At 69.5% G+C, this 19405-nt stretch carries 13 protein-coding genes and 1 pseudogene; 6 read left to right on the top strand and 8 right to left on the bottom strand.

Translation table 11 applies throughout. The features are described from left to right. Nucleotides 1–77: 77 nt before the first annotated feature. Together IAG44_RS04810 and IAG44_RS04815 are read left to right on the top strand one after the other, a co-directional pair. Nucleotides 78–989 (top strand): helix-turn-helix domain-containing protein, encoded by a 912-nt coding sequence (locus IAG44_RS04810; RefSeq protein ID WP_187745879.1) that lies wholly within the window; start codon nt 78–80, stop codon nt 987–989. A 129-nt stretch (nt 990–1118) separates the two neighbouring features. Further along, a complete protein-coding gene (locus IAG44_RS04815; RefSeq protein ID WP_187745880.1) occupies nt 1119–1412 on the top strand; it encodes a hypothetical protein in 294 nt (97 codons plus the stop codon). Between the two features lie 114 nt (nt 1413–1526). Here the strand turns inward: IAG44_RS04815 and IAG44_RS04820 are convergent, their stop codons facing one another. After that, complete coding sequence (locus IAG44_RS04820; RefSeq protein WP_343075720.1) at nt 1527–2348, bottom strand: DUF6042 family protein; 822 nt, start codon at nt 2346–2348, stop codon at nt 1527–1529. 550 nt (nt 2349–2898) lie between these two features. Here IAG44_RS04820 and IAG44_RS04825 point away from each other — a divergent pair. Together IAG44_RS04825 and IAG44_RS04830 are read left to right on the top strand one after the other, a co-directional pair. Then, on the top strand, nt 2899–4701 hold the full coding sequence (locus IAG44_RS04825; protein WP_187745882.1) for a hypothetical protein: 1803 nt from the start codon (nt 2899–2901) through the stop codon (nt 4699–4701). Between the two features lie 387 nt (nt 4702–5088). Beyond that, on the top strand, nt 5089–5655 hold the full coding sequence (locus IAG44_RS04830; protein WP_246561493.1) for an RNA polymerase sigma factor: 567 nt from the start codon (nt 5089–5091) through the stop codon (nt 5653–5655). Nucleotides 5656–5932: 277 nt separating this feature from the next. Here the strand turns inward: IAG44_RS04830 and IAG44_RS04835 are convergent, their stop codons facing one another. Further along, on the bottom strand, nt 5933–6403 hold the full coding sequence (locus tag IAG44_RS04835; RefSeq protein ID WP_187745883.1) for a hypothetical protein: 471 nt from the start codon (nt 6401–6403) through the stop codon (nt 5933–5935). Nucleotides 6404–6657: 254 nt separating this feature from the next. Here IAG44_RS04835 and IAG44_RS04840 point away from each other — a divergent pair, with 254 nt between their 5' ends. Further along, nucleotides 6658–9630: a SpaA isopeptide-forming pilin-related protein gene (locus IAG44_RS04840; protein ID WP_187745884.1), complete on the top strand. Its 2973-nt coding sequence runs from the start codon at nt 6658–6660 to the stop codon at nt 9628–9630. 172 nt (nt 9631–9802) lie between these two features. Here the strand turns inward: IAG44_RS04840 and IAG44_RS04845 are convergent, their stop codons facing one another. Beyond that, the gene (locus tag IAG44_RS04845) at nt 9803–11674 is read right to left on the bottom strand and encodes a hypothetical protein (protein WP_187745885.1); all 1872 of its coding nucleotides are present in this window, start codon (nt 11672–11674) and stop codon (nt 9803–9805) included. After that, complete coding sequence (locus IAG44_RS04850; protein WP_187745886.1) at nt 11671–12231, bottom strand: hypothetical protein; 561 nt, start codon at nt 12229–12231, stop codon at nt 11671–11673. The genes IAG44_RS04845 and IAG44_RS04850 overlap by 4 nt, the downstream gene beginning before the upstream one ends. Before the next feature lie 56 nt (nt 12232–12287). Here IAG44_RS04850 and IAG44_RS04855 point away from each other — a divergent pair. Beyond that, nucleotides 12288–12533: pseudogene (locus IAG44_RS04855) on the top strand (IS110 family transposase); the annotation flags it as partial. On the opposite strand, the gene IAG44_RS04860 reads toward IAG44_RS04855, so the two are convergent. From IAG44_RS04860 to IAG44_RS04875, 4 genes are all read right to left on the bottom strand, one after another. Then, nucleotides 12503–13363, bottom strand: a complete 861-nt coding sequence (locus IAG44_RS04860; RefSeq protein WP_187745887.1) for an SDR family oxidoreductase — start codon at nt 13361–13363, stop codon at nt 12503–12505. The pseudogene IAG44_RS04855 and the gene IAG44_RS04860 sit on opposite strands and share 31 nt — an antisense overlap. Continuing rightward, nucleotides 13360–14625, bottom strand: a complete 1266-nt coding sequence (locus IAG44_RS04865) for an acyltransferase domain-containing protein (RefSeq protein WP_187745888.1) — start codon at nt 14623–14625, stop codon at nt 13360–13362. The genes IAG44_RS04860 and IAG44_RS04865 overlap by 4 nt, the downstream gene beginning before the upstream one ends. Nucleotides 14626–14659: 34 nt before the next feature. Next, on the bottom strand, nt 14660–17320 hold the full coding sequence (gene adhE, locus IAG44_RS04870; protein WP_187745889.1) for a bifunctional acetaldehyde-CoA/alcohol dehydrogenase: 2661 nt from the start codon (nt 17318–17320) through the stop codon (nt 14660–14662). 170 nt (nt 17321–17490) lie between these two features. Next, nucleotides 17491–19215, bottom strand: a complete 1725-nt coding sequence (locus IAG44_RS04875; RefSeq protein ID WP_187745890.1) for an AMP-binding protein — start codon at nt 19213–19215, stop codon at nt 17491–17493. Nucleotides 19216–19405: the final 190 nt, after the last annotated feature.

Here is a 19405-nt window from a genome sequence, read left to right on the forward strand (position 1 = left end):
GAAACCTCCATAAATGAACTTATAAGCGCAATATAAGCACTTCATCCAGCCGCGTCGAACGACTGGACCGTGGAGGCATGGAGGTGTACGGACCGTGCGGCGTCAGGCGCGGGGAGGGCTGGGAGCTGGCTTGGAGGCCCCCCGACCGTCGACTGCGGCCCGGGGTGCTGAGCTATCGCGGGTACCACCTGCGGCTGGGGCAGCCGCGAAGCCGACTGGAGCTTCCCACCGGGACGGTCACGCTCCTCTTCGGCTTCGAGGGGCGCCTGCTCCTGACCGACGTGTCCCAGCGTGGCCGCGCCGCCGGAACGGCGGTGTCCTGCGAGGCCACCGCGTACTCGTCGCTGGTCTCGGCGGTGCGGCCCTGTGCGACGATCGGCCGGCACGACGGCCACCTCAGCGGCATCGAAGTCGTGCTCGAACCGTGGGCGGCCTACAACCTGCTCGGTGTCGCCATGCACGACTGGGCCGGGCAGATCGTCGACGCGTCCTTGCTCACAGGTGACCGCATGTGCGTGGTGAACGACATGCTCACCGCGATGCCACGTTGGGAGGAGCGCTTCGCGCTCCTTGACGAGACGTTCATCCGATGGAGGGCCGACGGCCCCGCATACTCTCCCCGGGTGCTGTGGGCGTGGCGGGAACTCTGCCGCACGTCCGGTGCCGTACCCATTCGCCACCTCGCCGAGTGCACCGGGTGGAGTTGGCGGCAGTTCGAGCAGCGGTTCCGCGAGCAGATCGGTGCGACGGCGAAGACGGCGGCGCGCATCATGCGCCTGCAGAAGGCTCTCACGCTGCTCGAAGCAGGTCGGCCCCTTCCGCAGACCGCCATGGCCTGCGGCTTCTCCGACCAGTCCCATCTGACCCGGGAGATCCGCGCGATGACGGGCCGTACAGGTCCCCAACTGACCGTCGTACGCGGGAAGAGCCGGGAAGAACCGTCCGCCCTGGACCGGGTCAGCGGCCAGGTGAGCAGCGTTCTGGTCTGAACGGCGGGACGGTGAGAGAGACGGTCGAAACCGGCCATAGCCGGTCACCCTCGTATTTCTTCAAGACGGCCCGAGCACCGGATGGCGAGGATGGCGGAGCCTCACAGGCATCCAGAAAAGGGGACTGACATGCGTATTGCCGCCGCACTCACCGCCGTCGCCCTGTCCGGCGCGCTCGCCGGAGCCGGCCTCGCCGGCACGGCGCACGCCGCACCGAGCGGTGAAGCGGGCATCCTGGCGTGCTCGACTCAGAAGATCAGCAGCAAGGTAGCTCGCGGATGGTGTTCGGCCGGCACCGACTGGCGCGTCGGGGTGAAGTGCACTGATGGCAGGCACTACTACAGCGGCTGGGTGGCCGACGCACGCTACCAGCACGCCATCTGCGGCAGCGGCACGATCACTCACTACTGGATCGACCGTTGACGGACCCCGGCTCGCGTTGTGCCGCATGATCGGTAGGCCCGCTCCCGCGCGGGCCTACCGTCTGCGTCGTCGCAGTCCGGGCGGGGGACTTGGCAGAGGGCGCAGTCGGCGCGGTCACAAGTCGTCGGGCAGGGTCACCGCGAGCCGGCCGTCCTCGGTCAGGCCGTGGATACCGATCCTCGCCCGGTCGAAGTGCTCCCAGTCGCACCGGATACGGAAGACCTTGTGGGAGGGGAGACCGGTGAGATCCAGGCTGGTGGTGAAGTCGCCGGCCTCGGTGAGGAGACGGACGGCCTCGCGCGCGTCGTGCGGGTCCCCGTCGATGAGCCGGGCCAGCCGGTCCAGGCTGGTGACCACCTCCTCGTGGCGCTCGCCGTCCGGTTCGAAGAGGTCGATGACCCGGTAGGAGTCGGCCTCGTACGCGCTGTCGATCCGAAGCCTCCGCTGGATGGCGGCCTCTTCCTCGGTGAGGTCGAACACGTCGGCAGGCACGGGTGCGGGAGTCCGGGGATAGAACCGCGGTGTCCCGTGCGCGTCCGGTACCTCGTAGATGACCCCCGCGGCCAGGAGGAGATCCAGGACGTCGGCGTGGGTCCGCAGGGAAGGACGGCCGTAGCGTGCCGCGTAGCGTTCGGCGGCGGCGATCAGCGCCGGCTGCGCGGCACGCTCGTCCTCGTCCAGGTCTTCCGGGTCCTGCCAGCAGGAGTCCGCCAGGGCGCTTTCCGGGTTCTCGTGGTGGCCGAGACTCCTGCACAAGTCGCCCCGAGTCGCACCGTTCTCGGCGATTCCGGCTCCCATGAGCAGAAAAAGAAGCGCATGCGGCCGCATCCGTGACCAACCGCTCCGCATGACCTGCTGAAGGAATTCCTCCCGGTCCCGATCGGTCCAGCTCTCCGGCGGTTCCAGCCCGGCCAACGCGCTCTCCTCACCCGGCATCACAACAGGGACGGCCCGTGGTCCGCCGGAAGCCGACTGGAATCGAGCCGGCCACGACAGTACAGCCCCTGTGCCGACCGCCGCCCACCGTTCTCTCACGGCTCCTCAGTCCGTTTCTTCGCGCGCCGCCTTGAGGTCGTCCACGCCATGGTCTGGCCACGCACGGGGAACCTCCCTCCACAGCACTCGTACGGCGGAGGGCGGACGCATCGAAGTCAGCGAATCTCGGCATACCGCGTACCTCAATTCCGGCTGTACGACGCGCCTTTGCCCGCACCAACAGGGTCCGCCCGGTGCTCCCCGCGGTCCCTGACGACTCACCCGGCAGGGTGAAATCGAGGCGCCGGGGCCGAGAAGGGGATGAGGGAGGCACTACGGTCGTGGGCAGCCTGGCCCGAGCGATGGGCCAGTTCCGGGCGTCTCATCCGACCTGCGGACGCCGACGGAGAACCTTCTTTCGCCGCGTCAGCCGTTCCCGCCTTCTCTCAGCATCGACAACACCGCGCTGTTCAGTGCCCGGTCGGGGGCGCCACCACCGAAAGGACACGCGATGTTGCTGCACGAACTCGCCACTGCCCGGGCGGACTTCACCAAGGAGACCCTTGAAGGCGCTCGCGCCAGAACCGCCGAACTCACCACCTTCTCCCGGCTGCTGCCCACGGCCGGTTCCACGCAGGCGCTGCTGGAGTCGTTCGCGCTGGAAGCCCTGGCAGGCCCCGGACACCGACCCGCCGCCTTCTGCCTCGCCGAATCCATCCCGCAGCCCCAGCGCCTCGACCTCCACCTCACCCACCCCGATGCGCTCGTGCCCTTCCTCGCCCTTCTCCCCTCCCGGGACCGCGACCGGGTGGTCCACGGTGTCTCCGGACTGCTCGCCCGGCCCGCCGGACGCGGCGCCGTGCACGTCTCGTTCGACCACCGGGAGGCGGAAGCCCTGTTGAGCGTGTGGTGCCGGGGCACGGACCTGGGCGCGGTGCTCCGCGAGCACGAAGCCTCGGTGGTCGCCTCGGGCCGACGTCCGCTGTGGACGCACAGCACTCCGCGCCGGGCGCCACGCGGCGGAAGCCGCCCCTTCCGCCGCTCGACGAAGAAGCCCGTCCCGATCACCGCAGCCGTACGGCTGCGCACCTCCCGCTACCTGGCCAGCGCGCTGCTGCGCCGCCCCGGGCTGTGGGAACGCCTCACCGGCCACCAGAACCTCTCGGTCACCACCCACGAAGCCGACCACGGCCTCGACTGGCACGTCCACCGGACCGTGGCCTCTGGACACCCCCTCCACGACGACCGGCTGGCCGCCGCGCTCATGGACGCGCTGGCCGGACCCGACCTCATCATGGATAAGCGGGCACACTCGTGTCTGCCCACCACGTGTCACATGCGTTTCGTTCCTCGGAGCAACGACGAAGGCTGGGACGGCATCCTGACCGTGACCACCACGCACGCTCGGACGGAGGTCTCTCCCGCTCCGGTACGCCGTGGCAGGCCCTTCGCGGTTCTCGGTGAATCCCAGACGCCGGACGGCCCCACGGCCCCTGTCCCGCCCACCGCCCGGGGGCGTGTGCTCCAGTTGGAGTGTCCGCCGATGTCCTGGCACCCGTGCACACCATGGCGGCTCGCCCAGCAGCTCGGCGCGGCCTGGGCGCTGCGCGGCGACCATGTGCTCGTCATCCACGACGTCTTCACCCCGTACACCAGCTGGAAACGCGACCACCTCAGCGACTGGCCCCGCACCCGCCTACCCGAGGCGCCCGCGGCCCAGGCCCCCTGGCAGCGTATGCGCATGGTGCCCGGATCCGGCACTCTCCACGTCCATAGCGCCTCGCACGACCTCGACTCCCTTCAGACCCTCGTCGCCCACGCACGGGAACGCTTCGACTGGGTCCTGTTGGCCGACTCCATCGACCACCGCACCTGCCCCGACTTCCTGGACGGCATCGCCGACGACTACCTGCTGGTGACCGAGGACCCCGGGTACCGCACCAGCCTGTCGGTCAGCCGTCCGCGCCACGACGCCTCCGGTGATTCCGGCGTGCCCCTCACCCCCACGGAAGCGGCCCTGCTGTGGCGTGAACAGAGCCTCCGCTACGTCCCCTTGGACAGAATCCCGGTCACCGGTCTCCTCCTGGTGACCGACGCGGCGCGTCACGACACGTTCACCACCGAGGCGGACGACGCCCTCGCCCGCCTGGCACCCCCCGTCTACGGACGCTTCGCCAGAGACTTCATCTCCCGCGACCGCACCGTCCTGGACCAGGACCCCGAGCGATCCGACCCCGCTTTCACCGCCGAGGCCACAGCCGTCGCCACCAGGCTCACCAGCCATCCCTGCCCTGCCGCAACCCCACGGCAATAAGTCGTCGTGGGCCCTGCACACCTCCCGTGGACAGCCCCCGACACCCACATGAGAAAAGTTGTCCGGCCCGCGAGTTCACGCTCGCGGGCTTCTGTCCCCCTTAGCTCGTGACTGGCCCGCAGTACCGAGCAGAAGGGGATTCTTGATGGATCCGGCCACGGTCGTCATCATCTCGACCGTCACCGCCAAGGCGTTCACGTTGCTGGCGCTCTGGCTACGCCTGCGCTGGCGGGTGCGGCGTGAACAGCAGCGGCAGCGTTACCTTCTCCGGGTCTCCGGGACGGTGGTGCCGCACGGCCAAGTGGAACTCGACGACCAGGACGACGGCGGACACCGCCTGCGGGTGAGGATCACCCGTACTCCGGTGCCCGGGGAGGACCAGACCGCGTGCGCAACCACGAACCGGCTGACGGCACCGACCGGCCGACGACCGTACCCGCGCCTTCCGGTCTGCATGACCTCGCCCGGAAGCGAACAAACGAGGAATTCTCCGCTTTCTACCGCGCCACCATCCGCCCGTTGACCGGGTTCCTGATCAACCACGGTGCCGGAGTGCAGGCAGCTGCGGATATCGCCCAGGAAACCATGACCGACGCTTACCGGAACTGGGACCGTGTCACCCACCCAAGAGCCTGGGTCTACAAAGTCGCGTCCCGCGCACTGGTACGCAAGATCGCTTCCGTCGAAGATCTCGTCGACGAAGTCCCCGAGCCCACCTCCCTGATTCCCCGCCCCGACGCCATCGCGGAGTGGGAGGCCCAGTACGACGCGTTACCCCTGCTGCGCAGTCTGCCGATGAGACAACGCCAGGTCATGGCCTGGACGTTGGCCGACTTCACCCCCACCGACATCGCCGAACACCTGGGACTGTCCGCCGAGAACATTCGCGCAGACCTGAAGAAGGCACGCCGAGCCGCAGCCGACCGCCTGAAAGCACGAGGGGAGGAACAGTGACCCGCCGTCCTGCCCGGGCCGTGCACCACTGGCTCACCCAGCACTCGCGTGCCCTGTCCCACGTCCTCGACACCGAGGCCGGCCTTACCGCCATCCTGCTCGGTCCAGCAACAGCCCCGCCAAGTCGCGCCGACGCCACGGACACGGTGAGCCCCTTTCTCGCGCCAGCCCCGCAGACCGCATGGCCCTGCGCAACCACCCCGATGTCAGGAAAGCCAGTCGAGCCCTTGCCGCCGTCCACAGGTCTGTCCACCGACGGACTCGCGCCTTCAGCTGCCTACTCCTCGCCTCGGTCCGTGAACTCGCCGTCGACCTCGTCCACGTACTCGCTCTCGACCTCGACCTCGTGCGCACCCACACCCGCGCTTGCGCCTTCGATATCGATCAATATGTCCTCGAAGTCGCCCGCTTGCCTGAAGCTCTCGATCGGGATTTCGAACTCGCCCTCGATGACTCTCTCCTTCTCGCCCAAGATCTCACCCGCGACCTCGTATACACGTTCGATATGGGTTGTGATCTCGTCCATGCTCCCGAGGTCGAACAGCACATGATTCAGACGACCTGCCTCACCCTCATCGAGATCCGCGCCGCCGAACTCCGCCGAGCCATCGGCCAAGCTCTCAAGCAGCCAACCCCCACGCTCGAAGAACCCGCCCTCCGCGCCCTTCTGGACAACTTCACCACCGCCGATCTGACGACGGCCGACCTGACCGGCATCGATCTCAGCGGCGTCCGCTGGTCGGAGCACACCACCCGCTGGCCCCCGGACATCGACAGCAACGACTCAAATCCCGCTCCCGCGAAACCCACCCCGGCAGCGGCACCTGGATCGTCCGCTCCGGCACCGCCACCATCCATGACCTCGCTCTCTGAAGCCCCGCCCGTCACACGGATGTACGCACTTCGTCCGCCAGGACAGGCAATCCCGTTCCCGAAGCGCGAGAACCACTCGTGACCGGGCCAGACATCGCACACCAGGCCCCGCGAGAAATGAGTAAGGACGTGCCCGCATACCCAGCCGTCCCCAGATCCAGACCCCGCCTCCTCACCACCGCTCTCGCCCTCCTCACCGCCGCCGGCCTCACCACCGCGGCGACCGCCACCCCCGCTCCCACCAAGGGCTCCGGCGACGGGAAGGTCACCGTCAAGGTCGTCACCGAGGTGAACGCCGACGGCACGTATGACAGCGTCCTGGAACCCGGTATCGCGGGCGTCCAGGTCCTGCTCATCGACAACGCCGGCCGCCGGATCACCGCCACCACGGACGCCGACGGCGTCGCGACGTTCACTCCGGCCTCCTCCGCCCTCACCGGCGGCACGTACCGGATCGAGGCGATCAACCCGGACACGGACACCTACGGCCCGGCGATCGCGGGCCTGGGCACCGGTGCGGACGTCATCCGGAGCATCACGGGGTTCGTGGACGTCAGCGGCGGCAAGGACGCCTCGTACACCACGGGTTTCTGGGAGTCGGGCCTGTACTGCCAGGCCAACCCCGACCTGGTCACCTGCGGCACGGCACGGGGCACGACCACCGGCCAGATGGGCGTCGTCACGTTCGGCAGCGACCTGAACACGACGCACCCCGGCGGCCCCGCCACCACCCTCACCACCAACGACAAGCAGGGCGCCGTCTTCGGCATCGGCACCGACCGCAGCGGCAACGTCTTCCTGGGCACATCGGTGAAGCGGCACGTCGCGTACGGCCCGGCCGGCGCCGTGAACGCGATCTACCGCACCACCAGCACCACCCCCGGCACCGTCTCCACCTTCGTCACCCTGCCCGGCACCCTCACCGCCCACGATCCGGGCACGGCCGCCGCCCCGGCCTACCTGAACGACGACACCGTCTACAGCAAGGTCGGCCGCGAGGGCATCGGCGACGTCGACGTCTCGGCCGACGGCAAGACGCTGTACGCCGTCAACCTCAACGACTCCAAGCTGTACGTCGTCCCGATCGAGGGCACCGGCGACAAGGTCACCGCCGGCACGCCGGCGCCGTACGCGATCCCCACCCCTGCCGGCTGTGTCGGTGACTGGCACCCGTACGGCATCGGCGTGCGCGGCAAGCAGGTCGTCGTCGGCGGGGTGTGCGGCGCGGAGACGACCGTCACGACCGCGAAACCGTACGGCGACCCCACGAAGCTCAGCGCGCACGTGCTGACGTTCACCGGATCGGCGTTCACGCCGCTGTTCAGCACGACCGACCTCAGCTACGAGCGGGGCTGCGCGTACCGCTTCCTCGGGGCCCCGGCGACCGCCTACCGGTGCGACGGCACGACGAGGGTCGGCGCGGTGATGAGCGCGGACTGGGAGGCGTGGAACGAGCGGGTGCCCAGCCCGGAGTCGCACCGGTTCGTCAGCGCGCCGCAGCCGATGCTGTCCAACATCGAGATCGCCGACAACGGCGACCTCGTCCTCGGCTTCCGCGACCGCTTCGCCGACATGCAGGGCAACGCCACCCCGGCGTACGGCACCACCACCCCGATGGTCAACGCGATCGCGGCCGGTGAGCTGATCCGGGCCTGCGTCACCTCTCCCGGCACGTACGCCCTGGAGTCCGACGGCTCCTGCGGTGCGCTCACCGGGAACCTGCCCGGCAACGCGATGGGCCCCGGCGGCGGCGAATTCTACGACGACGTGGTGATCCTCTCCGACGCCCACCACGACCAGATCGGCACCGGCGGGCTCGTCCTCCAGCCGTACTACAAGAAGCTGTGGGGGACGGTCTTCGACCCGTTCGACCAGCACGTCTTCGAGCAGGGCGTCCGGCAGTGGGGATCGGAGACCGGTCGGCAGACCGGCGGAATCGCCCTGCGCACCACCAACTTCAGCAGCGCCCTCTTCGGCAAGGGCAACGGCCTCGCCGACCTGGAGATCATCTGCGACCAGGCCCCCGTCCACATCGGCAACCGGACCTGGTTCGACACCGACCACGACGGCCTCCAGGACCCGGCCGAACCCCCGGTCCCCGGCATCAAGGTCACCGCGACCGACAAGGCCGACCCGACGAAGTCGATGACGACGACCACCGACTCCAACGGCGAGTACTACTTCGGCACCGCCCAGGGCCTTAAGCCCAACACCGCCTACGACCTCGTCTTCGACTACAACGGCATCGACCCCACCACCCTCCCCGGCTCCCCGAACATGGACGACCTGCGCTGGACCAAACAGACAGCCAGGACACGGGCCCAGTCCTCCACCTACATCGACTCCAACGTCGACCCGGCGGGCAGGACCTCCTGGACCGTCGGCTCCCCCGGCTACGTCGACCACACCATCGACGCCGGCATCCACGCCCAGCCCAAGGCCCCGCTGAGGATCGTCAAGAAGGACGCGGTCACCGGAAAACCCCTCCAGGGCGCCGTCTTCACCGCGTGGAAGGACAGCAACGGTACGCCGGGCCTCCAGACGGCGACCGACACCAAGGTCGGCACCTGCACCAGCGACAAGTACGGCACGTGCGCCTTCCCGAACAGCCTCGACACGGACGCGACCTACTACGTCCAGGAGACGACCGTCCCCACGGGCTACCGCAAGCCGAAGACGACCGCCTTCGGCCCCTACACCCTCACCACCACCGGCCGGACCATCACCCTCACCAACCAGCCCGACCTGCGCCTCACGGTCGCCAAGAAGGACGCCACGTCGGGCTCCGCACTCGCCGGCGCGGTCTTCGAACTATGGCGCGACACCAACGGCAAGAAGGGGCTCCAGACCTCCGGCACCGCCAAGGACACCCGCCAGGGCGCGGGCTGCGCGACCGACGCCAAGGGGCGCTGCTCCTACACCGGCCTGCCTGCCGGTACGTACTACCTCCGCGAGACGGCCGTCCCCGAGGGGTACAAGCGGCCGGCGAACCCGGTCACCGGGCCGTACGTCCTGACCGCGGCCGACGCGGGCAAGGGATCCGGCAAGGTCGTCCCCCTCAAGAACCAGCGGGGGGAGGTGTGTTCGGGCAAGAAGTGCTGACCTGAATCCACCTGATCAAAGCCCCTCCCGGCCGCGCGAGCGCCCCCGCAGAGGCGGAACACCGCGCTCATGCGGCCGGGTATTTCCGTGGCGAACGGTGACGAGGTCCTGCGCGTCGGCACGCCCGCCTCCGCCGGCATCCTCCACTCTCACCCATCCACGACGGCACGCTTCACTGCGTCTCCGCCACGGGAACGAACCGGTCCGTGTCGGAGAGTTCCAGGACTCGGTGAACACCGTCGATAGGAGGCGAGTCGTTGTCGGTCACGATGATCTGCAGCCGATCGACGTTCTCGGTGGCCATCTCCAGGAGGGTGGCGTACATCTTGCGCAGCCGTTCCAGGTCGACGCCTTCGTGGCCGACGTTGCCGCTGATGCCGTCGATGACGAGAAGGTTCGGGAGCGGAACCCCGTCGTCATGCGGGGCTACCTTCTGGTGGGCGAGTACGTGCGCGACGTTCACCAGCACCTCGACCCCTTGTGACTGGAGGTCGGCGAAGGAGCGGCCGTCGACGACAGGCATGTACGTCTCCCGGTTGACGCGAGATCCCGGCCGGGTGTCGAAGCACGGTGCGTCAAAGCTTCGGAGCGTGGCTTCGAAGGCTTCGTCGAGCTTGTCCAGCCTGTCCTGGACAGCCAGGTTGCTGTGTCGAGAGGCGGCAATACGGTCGTTGAGGTCTTCCTGTTCGCGTTCCAGTTCGGCGATCCGTCCGCTCTGTCCCTGGAGACGATCGTGCAGGGCGAGGGCGTCGTCGATCCGGGCCAGGTGTTCCTCCAGCCGGGCCTGCTGAGCGGCGACTGCGCGGATGCGTTCGGCCTGGTCGGTGACGTAGGTGGCTGTGGCCCGGTCAAGTTGCTCGCCGAGTTCCACGCGGTGGCGCGTCTGGTCGGCGCGGGCGGCCTTGAGTTCGTCGAGACGGCGTTCGCTTCGCTCGATCAGTTCCTCGGTCTCGGCGACCTGTTCGATGACACGGTCCTGTTCGGCGGCGAGCGTGGACGGGGCCGGGTTCTGTGGCGGGGTCTGGAGACACAACCTGCAGGTGTCGTCGTCCCCTCGTTCTGGCACTCCGGCGCCGCAACGGGGGCAGGTGTGAAACTCGAAGTCGTTGAGCAGCCGCTCGGCGACCAGGGCCCGTGTGAGGCGGCGGCTCTGCGCGATGAGTTGGTCGCGCAGTTCCCGAAGGCGGGAGACGGAGACCTCTTCCGCGGAGGACGCGTCCGAGATGTGGGCGAGTTGAGCCTCCGCGTCGCCGATCCGGGCACGCAACGAGACGGTCGCGGAATCCGTGAGTTCACGCGTCAGATTCAGGTCGCTCCGCCGGACCTGCGCCAACGCCTCTTCGGTTTCCTGCCGTTGCGCTTCGAGTCGCGCGCGGGAAGCGAACGCGGTGGTGTCCAGAATGCGTTCCAGGGTGGTGGCGTCCGCCGTCAGGGCGTTGAGTTCGGTCGTGACGGCGCGGAGGCGTTCACGTAGTCCTGCGGCTTGTGGATCGTAGAGACCGTAAAGGATCTCGAAGACGTACTTGCGCTTGATGTTCTTCTGCGCGTTGTCCGGTGTCCCGAAAACGGAGGTGTCGATCTCCTTCTGCCGCAGAACGCGGTACATGAGGTAGTCGCTGATGGTGACCGGGACCAGGGGACTGGTCTCATCGGTGGGAGCACGCGGGACGCGGATGCGGGGCAGTCCCAGCATGGCCGGCCACCAGTCACGGAAGGTCTGGTCATAGCCCGCCTGCAACTGGCCGGCCGGGAGACGCCACACCTCTTGCTCACCGCCGATCTCGGCGATGTCGACCTTGTCGGTGGTGGTGACCAGTTGCCGCACGATGCGGAACCGGCGATCGCCTATGAGCACGGTGCCGGAGACGGCCCGCCCCCTCAGCTCAGGCACGACGCTCCCCTCGGCGCCCAGCAGCGCTCGCAGGCAGCTGACCGTTGCGGTCTTGCCCCCGCTCATGGAACCCACGATGGCGTTCATGCCGGGCTCGAAGCGCACGGTGCGGCTGGTGCCGACCAAAGTCAGCTCTTCGATGCGCAGTCTCACAGGTGAGTCCCCCAGTCCGCCTCGACGATGTCGGGGAACGTCTCGTAGATGAGGTCTTTCAAAGTCGTGCCGGTCAAGTCGAAATGTCGGCGCAGCAGCCGAGCCCGGTCGCGGACCGGCCGCCAGCTCTCGGTCCCGGCAAGAGCACGCGCGACGTCGTGGCCGGACCGGGTCGTGCAGTAGGTGGCGACGGCATCCTCGTGCTTGGGCTCGATCAGGCCCTTGCCGGTGAGCGCGCCGAGCAGGGCATAGTAAGCGGGGTCCCATGGTCCGTAGCGGTACCGGATCATGCTCTGCTCGATCGCACCGGTCAGCCAGGGGTCCTCGCCGGCATCGACGCCGGGCCGCCGCGCGGACAGAAGTTTGCGGAAGTGCCCTGGGTAGCGCAGCAGGAAGTCGAGCTTGGCAAGCTTCATCCGTCCCTCGATGCCCTTGCTCCCCTTGGTTTCGGAGAAGACATCGATGAGCAGCAGGAGGCGCGCCTGGGCGTCGATGGAAGGCGGTCGGCCATCGGCGGGCCGGTCCTCCAGCGGGGGCTCGGCGTTCTCAGGAGGCATCACGCGCGTCCCCCCATTACCGTCTTCGTAGCCCCGCAACGGAGTTACCGGCCTTCGGGTCGTCCATCCGCGGCGAACAGCCCTCACGGAGAGGAAACAAGCAGCTCAAGCGGGCCTTCTTCCTCTCCGCGTTCGCCGCACTGGCCGACCCGGCCTCCCGCACCTACTACGACAAGAAGATCGCCCAGGGAAAGCACCACACCCAGGCCATCCTCTGCCTCGCCCGACGCCGAGCAGACGTGCTCTTCGCGATGCTCCGCGACGGCACCTTCTACCAACCACCAACCCCAGTTGCCCCTTGACCGAAGTCATAGGGGCACCCCCCCGCAGGGAGCCCCACCGAAAGCCCCGCCGCGAGGGGTGCGTGCAGTGCCGCCCCGCACGACAACCCCCCGTCGGCGAGCACCGTCTGTCCGGTGACGAACCCCGCCTCCTCGCTCGCGAGGAGCACCACCAGCCGGGCGAGGTCGGTCTCGGTCGGCAACCTCCCCCACGGCGTCGCGGCCCCGGTCGTCCGCTTCATCCGCTCCGCGTCCGGGAACATGTCACCGACCCGGTTGTCCATCACCTGGCATCCGGCGACGTTCACCCGCACCCCCCGGGGCTCGAACTCCACGGCGAGATACCGGCTGAGGCTCTCCATCGCCGCCTTGGTGACGCCGACGACGCCGTAGTGGGGGACGACCTGCCGTGCGCCGTGGCTGGAGACGTTGACGACGCTGCTGCCCGGGCGCCGCGCGAGCAGGTCGAGTGCGGCGAGCGAACAGTGGCGCACGGCATGGAGGTTGAGGTCCAGCGTGCGCCTCCAGTCCTCCTCGGTCAGCTCCGCGAGGGGCAGGAACGCCCCTCGGGCCGCGTTGTTGACGAGGATGTCGAGACCGCCGTGCTCCTCCCCCACCCGCGTCATCATGCGGGTGACGTCCTCCGCCCTGGCCACGGACGCCTTGATCACCTGCGCGGACAGCCCGCGTGCGGCGAGGCCGGCCACCAGGCGGTGGGCGTCCGGCTCGCTGTGGAAGCAGTTGACGACGACGTGGGCGCCGCGTAAGGCGAACTCCTCGGTGATGAACCTGCCGACGCCGCGCGCCCCGCCGGTGACCAGGACGGTCTTCCCGGCGAACGGACCGCTCACCGGGCGTCTCCCGCGACGTCGGCGAGGAGGCCGGCCACCCGTTCCAGGGTGGTGTAGGTGGTGACGCGCAGCTTCGCGTCCGGCTGCGGCAGCCCGTAGCGGTCGAGGGCGCGGGAGAACAGTTCGATCTGTTTGACGGAGCCGACCGCGAGATCGGCCTCCAGATCGGCGTCCGCCGTCATCACGTCGACCGGGTACTCCAGATCCCCCGCGTACAGGGTCCTCAACTCCTCGATGAGCGCGGCGCGTTCGGGCAGACCTCCGGCGCGTTTACCCGGCGTCGGCAAGGCCGGCGCGTCGCCCGTCAGGGCCGCCCGCAGGCCGTCGAGTCCGACGCGGGTGCGCAGCGGAGCGACGCACACGGCGGCGGGCAGGGACTGTTCCACGAGGTCGGCCAGGGTGGCTTTGGGGCCGGTTTCGACGAAGCGCTCGACGCCGTCGCCGTACAGCGTGGTGACGGCCCGTCGGAAGTCGACGGGTTGCACGAGGTGGTGCGCGAGGGCTGAGCGGATGGACTCGGTGTCGCGGTGGTGGCCGCCCTGGGTGGGCGAGTGGACGGGGAGCGCGGGCAGGGACACGGCGGTGTCGGCGACGGCCGGTCCCAGGAGGGCTGCGGCCGGGGCGAGCAGCGGGCTGTGGAAGGGGTACGCGGAGCTCAGCCGGAAGTGGCGCAGGCCGAGCGTGTCGAGGGTGGCCGCGAGGGTGTCGAGTTCGTCGTCGGGTCCGGAGACGACCGTCTGGCGCGGCGCGTTGTCGGCGGCGACGTGCGTACGGGTCAGCCCGCACCCTTCGAGGAGCCGGGCGATCCGGCGGGCGCCGAGCGGGACGGCGAACATGCCGCCGGGCGGAGGCGGGGCGGCCCGCAGCGCGGCGTCCCGGGCGGTGAGGAGCCGGGCTCCGTCGGCCACCGTGAGGGCGCCGGCGGCGACGAGCGCCGTCAGCTCTCCGACGCTGTGGCCGAGCACCAGGTCGGGGGTGAGTCCGAGCGGGCCGGTCAGGAGCCTGAAGGAGACGAGTGAGGCGGCGTACAGGGCGAGGTGGAGGCGTTCGGGTTCGTCGCGGACGAGGGTGTCGGCGTCGGGGGCGAGGCGGTCGGTGAGCAGCGCGGACACGGACGCGGTCCCGGCCTCGGTGGCGGCCTGGTCGGCCTGGTCCAGTACGTCGCCGACCGCTTCGGCGGCGCGGGCGTCGCGGTGCAGTTCGCTGAGGGAACCGGGCAGGTAGGCGCCCTGGCCGGGGAACATGACGGCGGTCGCGGGCATGGGTGTGCTGCCTTCGGGCCGGTGGCCGGGGGGTTCAGTCGAGGCGGGCGTCTCCGTAGTACGCGGTGCGCATGAGGGTCTCCAGCTCCGTGCGCAGCGGCAGGCGCGGGTTGGTGGAGACGCACGGGTCGTCGTAGGCGTTGGCGGCCTGTTCGGGGAGCCGGTCGAGGAAGGTGTGCTCGGGTACGCCGAGCGCTTTGAAGGACGACTCGATGCCGGCGCTCTCGCGCAGGTCCTCCACGGCCCGGGCGAGCGCGCCGACCGCCTGCCGGGGGTCGTCCGCCGGGAGGCCGAGGTGGCGGGCGATGTCCTGGAGGCGTTCGGGGGCGCGGTAGGTCTCGTACGCGGGCCAGGCGGTCGGCCGGGCGGGGACGGTGCCGTTGTAACGGATGACGTGGGGCAGCAGCAGCGCGTTCGTGCGGCCGTGGGTGATGCCGTAGGTGGCGCCGAGGGTGTGGGACATCGCGTGGACGGCGCCGAGGAAGGCGCTGCCGAACGCCATGCCGGCGACGGTGCCGGCGTGGTGCAGACGGGTCCTGGCCTCGGGGTCGTGCGGGCCGCTGCGGACGGCGCGCTCCAGGTGGCCGAAGACGAGCCGGATCGCCGTGAGGCAGAGTCCGTCGGTGAGGTCTCCGGCGTGCACGGAGACGTACGCCTCGATGGCGTGGGTGAGGGCGTCGAAGGCGGAGTCGGCTGTGACGGCCGGGGGGAGGTCGGTGGTGAGGGTGGCGTCGCACAGGGCGACGTCGGGGGTGAGGGTGGGGTCGACCAGGGGGTGTTTCAGGCCGGTGACGGGGTCGGTGATCACCGCGAAGGGGGTGACTTCCGAGCCCGATCCGGCGGTCGTGGGCACGCATACCAGCCGGGCCCGGGGGCCGGTGGCCGGTGCGGTGACCCGTTCGCGGAAGTCCATCGACTTCTGGCGCAGCGCCGTCAGGTCGACGTCCGGCCGTTCGTACAGCAGCCGCATCACCTTCGCGGCGTCCATGGCCGAACCGCCGCCCAGGGCGACGACGGTGTCGGGGCAAAACGCGCGTAGCCGGTCGGCGCCGCGCCGGACGGCGGGCAGGGCGGGGTCCGCTCCGATGTCGTCGAGGACGTCCGTCTCGACGGGTGCGGGGCAACGGCGAAGGACGTCGAGGACGCGTCCGACGTGCCCTCGGCCGCGGGCGCCCGGACCGGTGACGAGGGTGACGCGGCGCAGGTCCGGGAGGTCGGCGAGGCGGCGGAGGCTGTAGGGCTCGGTGTGGATGAGGGGCGGCACGGTGAACCGGCGCGGGCGCGGGGTGCGTCGTCCGACGCGTTTGACGTTGAGCAGGTGGCCGGCCTGGATGTTGCCGGCGACCGCGTTGCCGCCGTAGGTGCCGCAGCCCAGGGTGAGGGAGGGCGGAAAGGCGTTGTAGAAGCCACCGATGCCGCCGAGGGAGGAGGGTGAGTTCCAGACCACGCGGGCCGCCTTGACGCGTCGTCCGAACTCCGCCACGAGGTCGTCGTCCGTGCCGTGGACGGCGGCGGTGTGCCCGAGGCCGTCGAAGGCCACGGTCTGTTCGGCGAGCCGCATACCGTGCTCGCGGTCGGCGGCTCGCACGACGGTCAGGACGGGGCAGAGTTTCTCCCGGGTGAGGGGTTCGCGGGGGCCGACGGCGGCCACCTCGGCCAGGATGAGCGAGGTGGAGGGAGGTACGGCGAAGCCGGCGGCCTCGGCGATCTGTGCGGCGGAGCGGCCTACGGCGTCGCTGTTGAGGTCGCCCGGGGCGCAGGAGGATCGGGCCGTCTCGGAGTCCCCGGTGCCGTCGGCGTCGCTGCCGAAGAGGTAGCGCGTGAGCAGCCGGGTCTCCTGCGCGGTGGTCACGTGGGCGTGCAGGCGCCGGAACTCGCGCAGGGCGGCGTCGGCGATGGTCTCGTGGAGGATCACCGTCTGTTCGGAGGCGCAGACCATTCCGTGGTCGAAGGTCTTGGAGAGCACGATGTCGTGCACCGCACGGGGGACGTCGGCGGTGTGGTCCAGGTAGGCGGGGACGTTGCCCGCGCCGACGCCGAGAGCGGGTTTGCCCGCCGAGTAGGCGGCCCGTACCAGGCCGTTCCCTCCGGTGGCCAGGATCAGCGCGACGCCGGGGTGGCGCATCAGGCGGTCGGTGTTCTCCCGTGACGGGTCGTCGAGCCACTGGAGACAGTCCAGGGGTGCCCCGGCGGCGACGGCGGCCTCCCGCAGGATCCGTGCGGTCTCCGCACAGCAGCGCTGGGCGGCGCGAGGGAAGGAGAAGACGACGGGGTTGCGTGTCTTGAGAGCGATGAGCGACTTGAAGATCACCGTGGAGGTGGGGTTCGTGACCGGGACGACGGCGTGGATCACCCCGACGGGGTCGGCGATCTCCACGACGCCGTCGATGTCGTCACGTCCGATGACGCCGACGGTTCTGAGGCCGTCGAGGTGGCGGGCGACCCGCTCGCAGGCGAACAGGTTCTTCGCCGCCTTGTCCTCCACGAGTCCACGTCCCGTCTCCTCCACCGCCAGCCGGGCGAGATGGGAATGGCGCCGCAGCACCGCCTGCGCCGCCGTCTCGACGATCCGGTCCACCAGTTCCTGGCCCATCCGCTCGAACGCGGCGAGCGCCGCCGTGGCGCGGTCCACCGCGCTGTCCACCGGACACGGCTCGCGGCCGTCTCTCTCCTGGGTCGAAGCGGGTTGGGACATGCTCACTCCTGTTCCGGGAAATGACGGGGCCTTGAACGTGCCGCTGTCTCCTGTCCTCAGCCATGAGAAAGGGGACCCGCCGCATCGCACCACCTGCCGGACCGCTCCAGCGGGTTGAACGGGTTGAACCGGAGTGCTTACCCTGTCCGGTCTCCGTCCCTCTCCTCTCCTCACTCTCCGGGCGAGCAGGCGGCCTTGTGGTGGAGTTCGCCCTTGCGGTACAGGTTCCAGGCAGTGGCGCGCTGTGGCTTGCCGCTTGTCGTCATGGGAATGCCGCCACGGCCGACCCACAGCACGTGCAGCGCCACTTCGCCGCCGGTGAAGAGCCCGACAGCTTCCTGGATCTGGTGCAGATGCGGTGCCGGATCGAAGGTCGTCAAGACGAGCAGGGCCGGTTCTCCCTCGTCGCCGCCGGCGGCCAGGACACGCCGTGGTCCGATGCCGAGGCGTCCAGCGAGCCCGAGTTCGATGTCTTCCATGAAGACGGTGCCGTGGTCCAGACGCAGCGTGTCCGCGAGCCGACCGACGACGTACAGCTCACCCTCGTGCAGGAAACCGGCGTCGCCCGTGTACAGAACGTCCCCCGCCAGCCGGGCGGTGCCGCCGACGTTCCCGGCGAGGTAGTCCGTGGCGAGTGCGGGGGAGGTGACCCGGATCTCGCCGAGCGAACCGTCGTCCAGAGGCCGGTCCTCCTGGTCCACGATGTCGATGCGTACGCCGCGCAGAGCGGGGCCGCAGCTCGTGTGCCACAGCCAGGGCTCGTCGACGGGTGTGCCCGACAGCCGGCGTTCTCCGTCGTTCGGCATCCGCCGGCCGATGGACCGGGCACCCTCGGGAATCCGGATCAGCCGGGCAGGGGTCGCGTCGGGGGTCCCGCAGGTCACCGCGAGGACCGTCTCGGCCATCCCGTACGCGGGCGCCACCGTCGTACGGTCGAATCCGTACGGCTCCAGGAGGGACGTGAAACGGGCGAGGACAGCGGAGTCGACGCGTTCGGCGCCGGTGATGACCGTGCGCACGTGGGAGAAGTCCAGACCCTCCAGGTTCATCCGGTCCAGATGTTTGTGGACGCGCTCGAACCCGAAATTCGGCATCGTCATGATCGGATACGGACTGCGGCCGTACTCGGTGAGCCAGGCTCCTGGATTCAGGACGAACTGCTCGGGGCGCATCAGGGCGTGTTCCCACTGCTTCGCCACGGGAAGCAGCAGATTACCGATCAGTCCCATGTCGTGATAAAGGGGCAGCCACGAAACCCCGCACCACCCGGTGTCGGGAAGAGCGGAGGAGAGCAGAAGCAATTGCGCTCGCAGGGCCTGGTCGGACACCAGCAAGGCACGCGGGAGACCCCGCGATCCCGAGGTGAACTGGATCAGGCCGTTGCAGTGGGCCTCCACCGCACCGTCGGGCTGTGCGTCACATTCCGGACCCAGCACCGTGATGTCCCAGCCGCAGGCGGCCGCGGCCTCCGTCACGGCGTCGGCGTACTCGGGCCAGGCCACCGCGAACCGGGGCGGGCAGAAGGCGGCGAGGTCCGCGAGGTAGGCGCTGTAGGGGGTTCGGCCGCTCAGCGCCCAGGGCAGCGGCAGGACCACGGGCCGCGCACCCGCGAGCAGGGTTCCGTAGAAGGCGGTGACAAGGTCCGGGCCCGTGGGCATGACGATCGGCACGACGTCGTCCGGGCCCACCCCGGCGGCGCGCAGCGCCGCCGCCCGGCCGCGGCTGTCGGTGGCGAGTTCCGCGTAGGTCAACCGCTGCCATCCGCCGTCCTCTCCGCAGAAGCGGATGCCGCGGTCGTAGCGGGGGTACTTGATCCAGTCGGTCATCGAAACGGTGTCGGAGAGACGGGGCACGGAGAACTCCAGGAATTTCTCGGCGGACTTTTTCGGTCGCATACAAGCGACGGGAAAATAGTTACCGATTCCCTCCGCCCGGTCATGGATCCCCACTTCTCTACGGGCAACCGAAAATGAAATGAACACATCGGAGATCCCCTCAAGGTCCCGGCACATTCAACACTCCGAGTGAATCCCGATATGCTGATCAGTTGCCCGGAACGGTTCTGCTCACCGCGATTCACGGATC

Origin of the sequence: Streptomyces roseirectus, from assembly GCF_014489635.1 — a bacterium.
GTDB classification, from domain to species: Bacteria; Actinomycetota; Actinomycetes; order Streptomycetales; family Streptomycetaceae; genus Streptomyces; species Streptomyces roseirectus.

Excerpts from the sequence above, each read along its gene's own strand:
- adhE (WP_187745889.1), bottom strand. The coding sequence starts at position 17,320 with ATGTCCCAACCCGCTTCGACCCAGGAGAGAGACGGCCGCGAGCCGTGT.
- IAG44_RS04810 (WP_187745879.1), top strand. The coding sequence starts at position 78 with ATGGAGGTGTACGGACCGTGCGGCGTCAGGCGCGGGGAGGGCTGGGAG.
- IAG44_RS04815 (WP_187745880.1), top strand. The coding sequence starts at position 1,119 with ATGCGTATTGCCGCCGCACTCACCGCCGTCGCCCTGTCCGGCGCGCTC.
- IAG44_RS04820 (WP_343075720.1), bottom strand. The coding sequence starts at position 2,348 with ATGCCGGGTGAGGAGAGCGCGTTGGCCGGGCTGGAACCGCCGGAGAGC.
- IAG44_RS04875 (WP_187745890.1), bottom strand. The coding sequence starts at position 19,215 with ATGCGACCGAAAAAGTCCGCCGAGAAATTCCTGGAGTTCTCCGTGCCC.
- IAG44_RS04850 (WP_187745886.1), bottom strand. The coding sequence starts at position 12,231 with ATGCCTCCTGAGAACGCCGAGCCCCCGCTGGAGGACCGGCCCGCCGAT.
- IAG44_RS04865 (WP_187745888.1), bottom strand. The coding sequence starts at position 14,625 with ATGCCCGCGACCGCCGTCATGTTCCCCGGCCAGGGCGCCTACCTGCCC.
- IAG44_RS04825 (WP_187745882.1), top strand. The coding sequence starts at position 2,899 with ATGTTGCTGCACGAACTCGCCACTGCCCGGGCGGACTTCACCAAGGAG.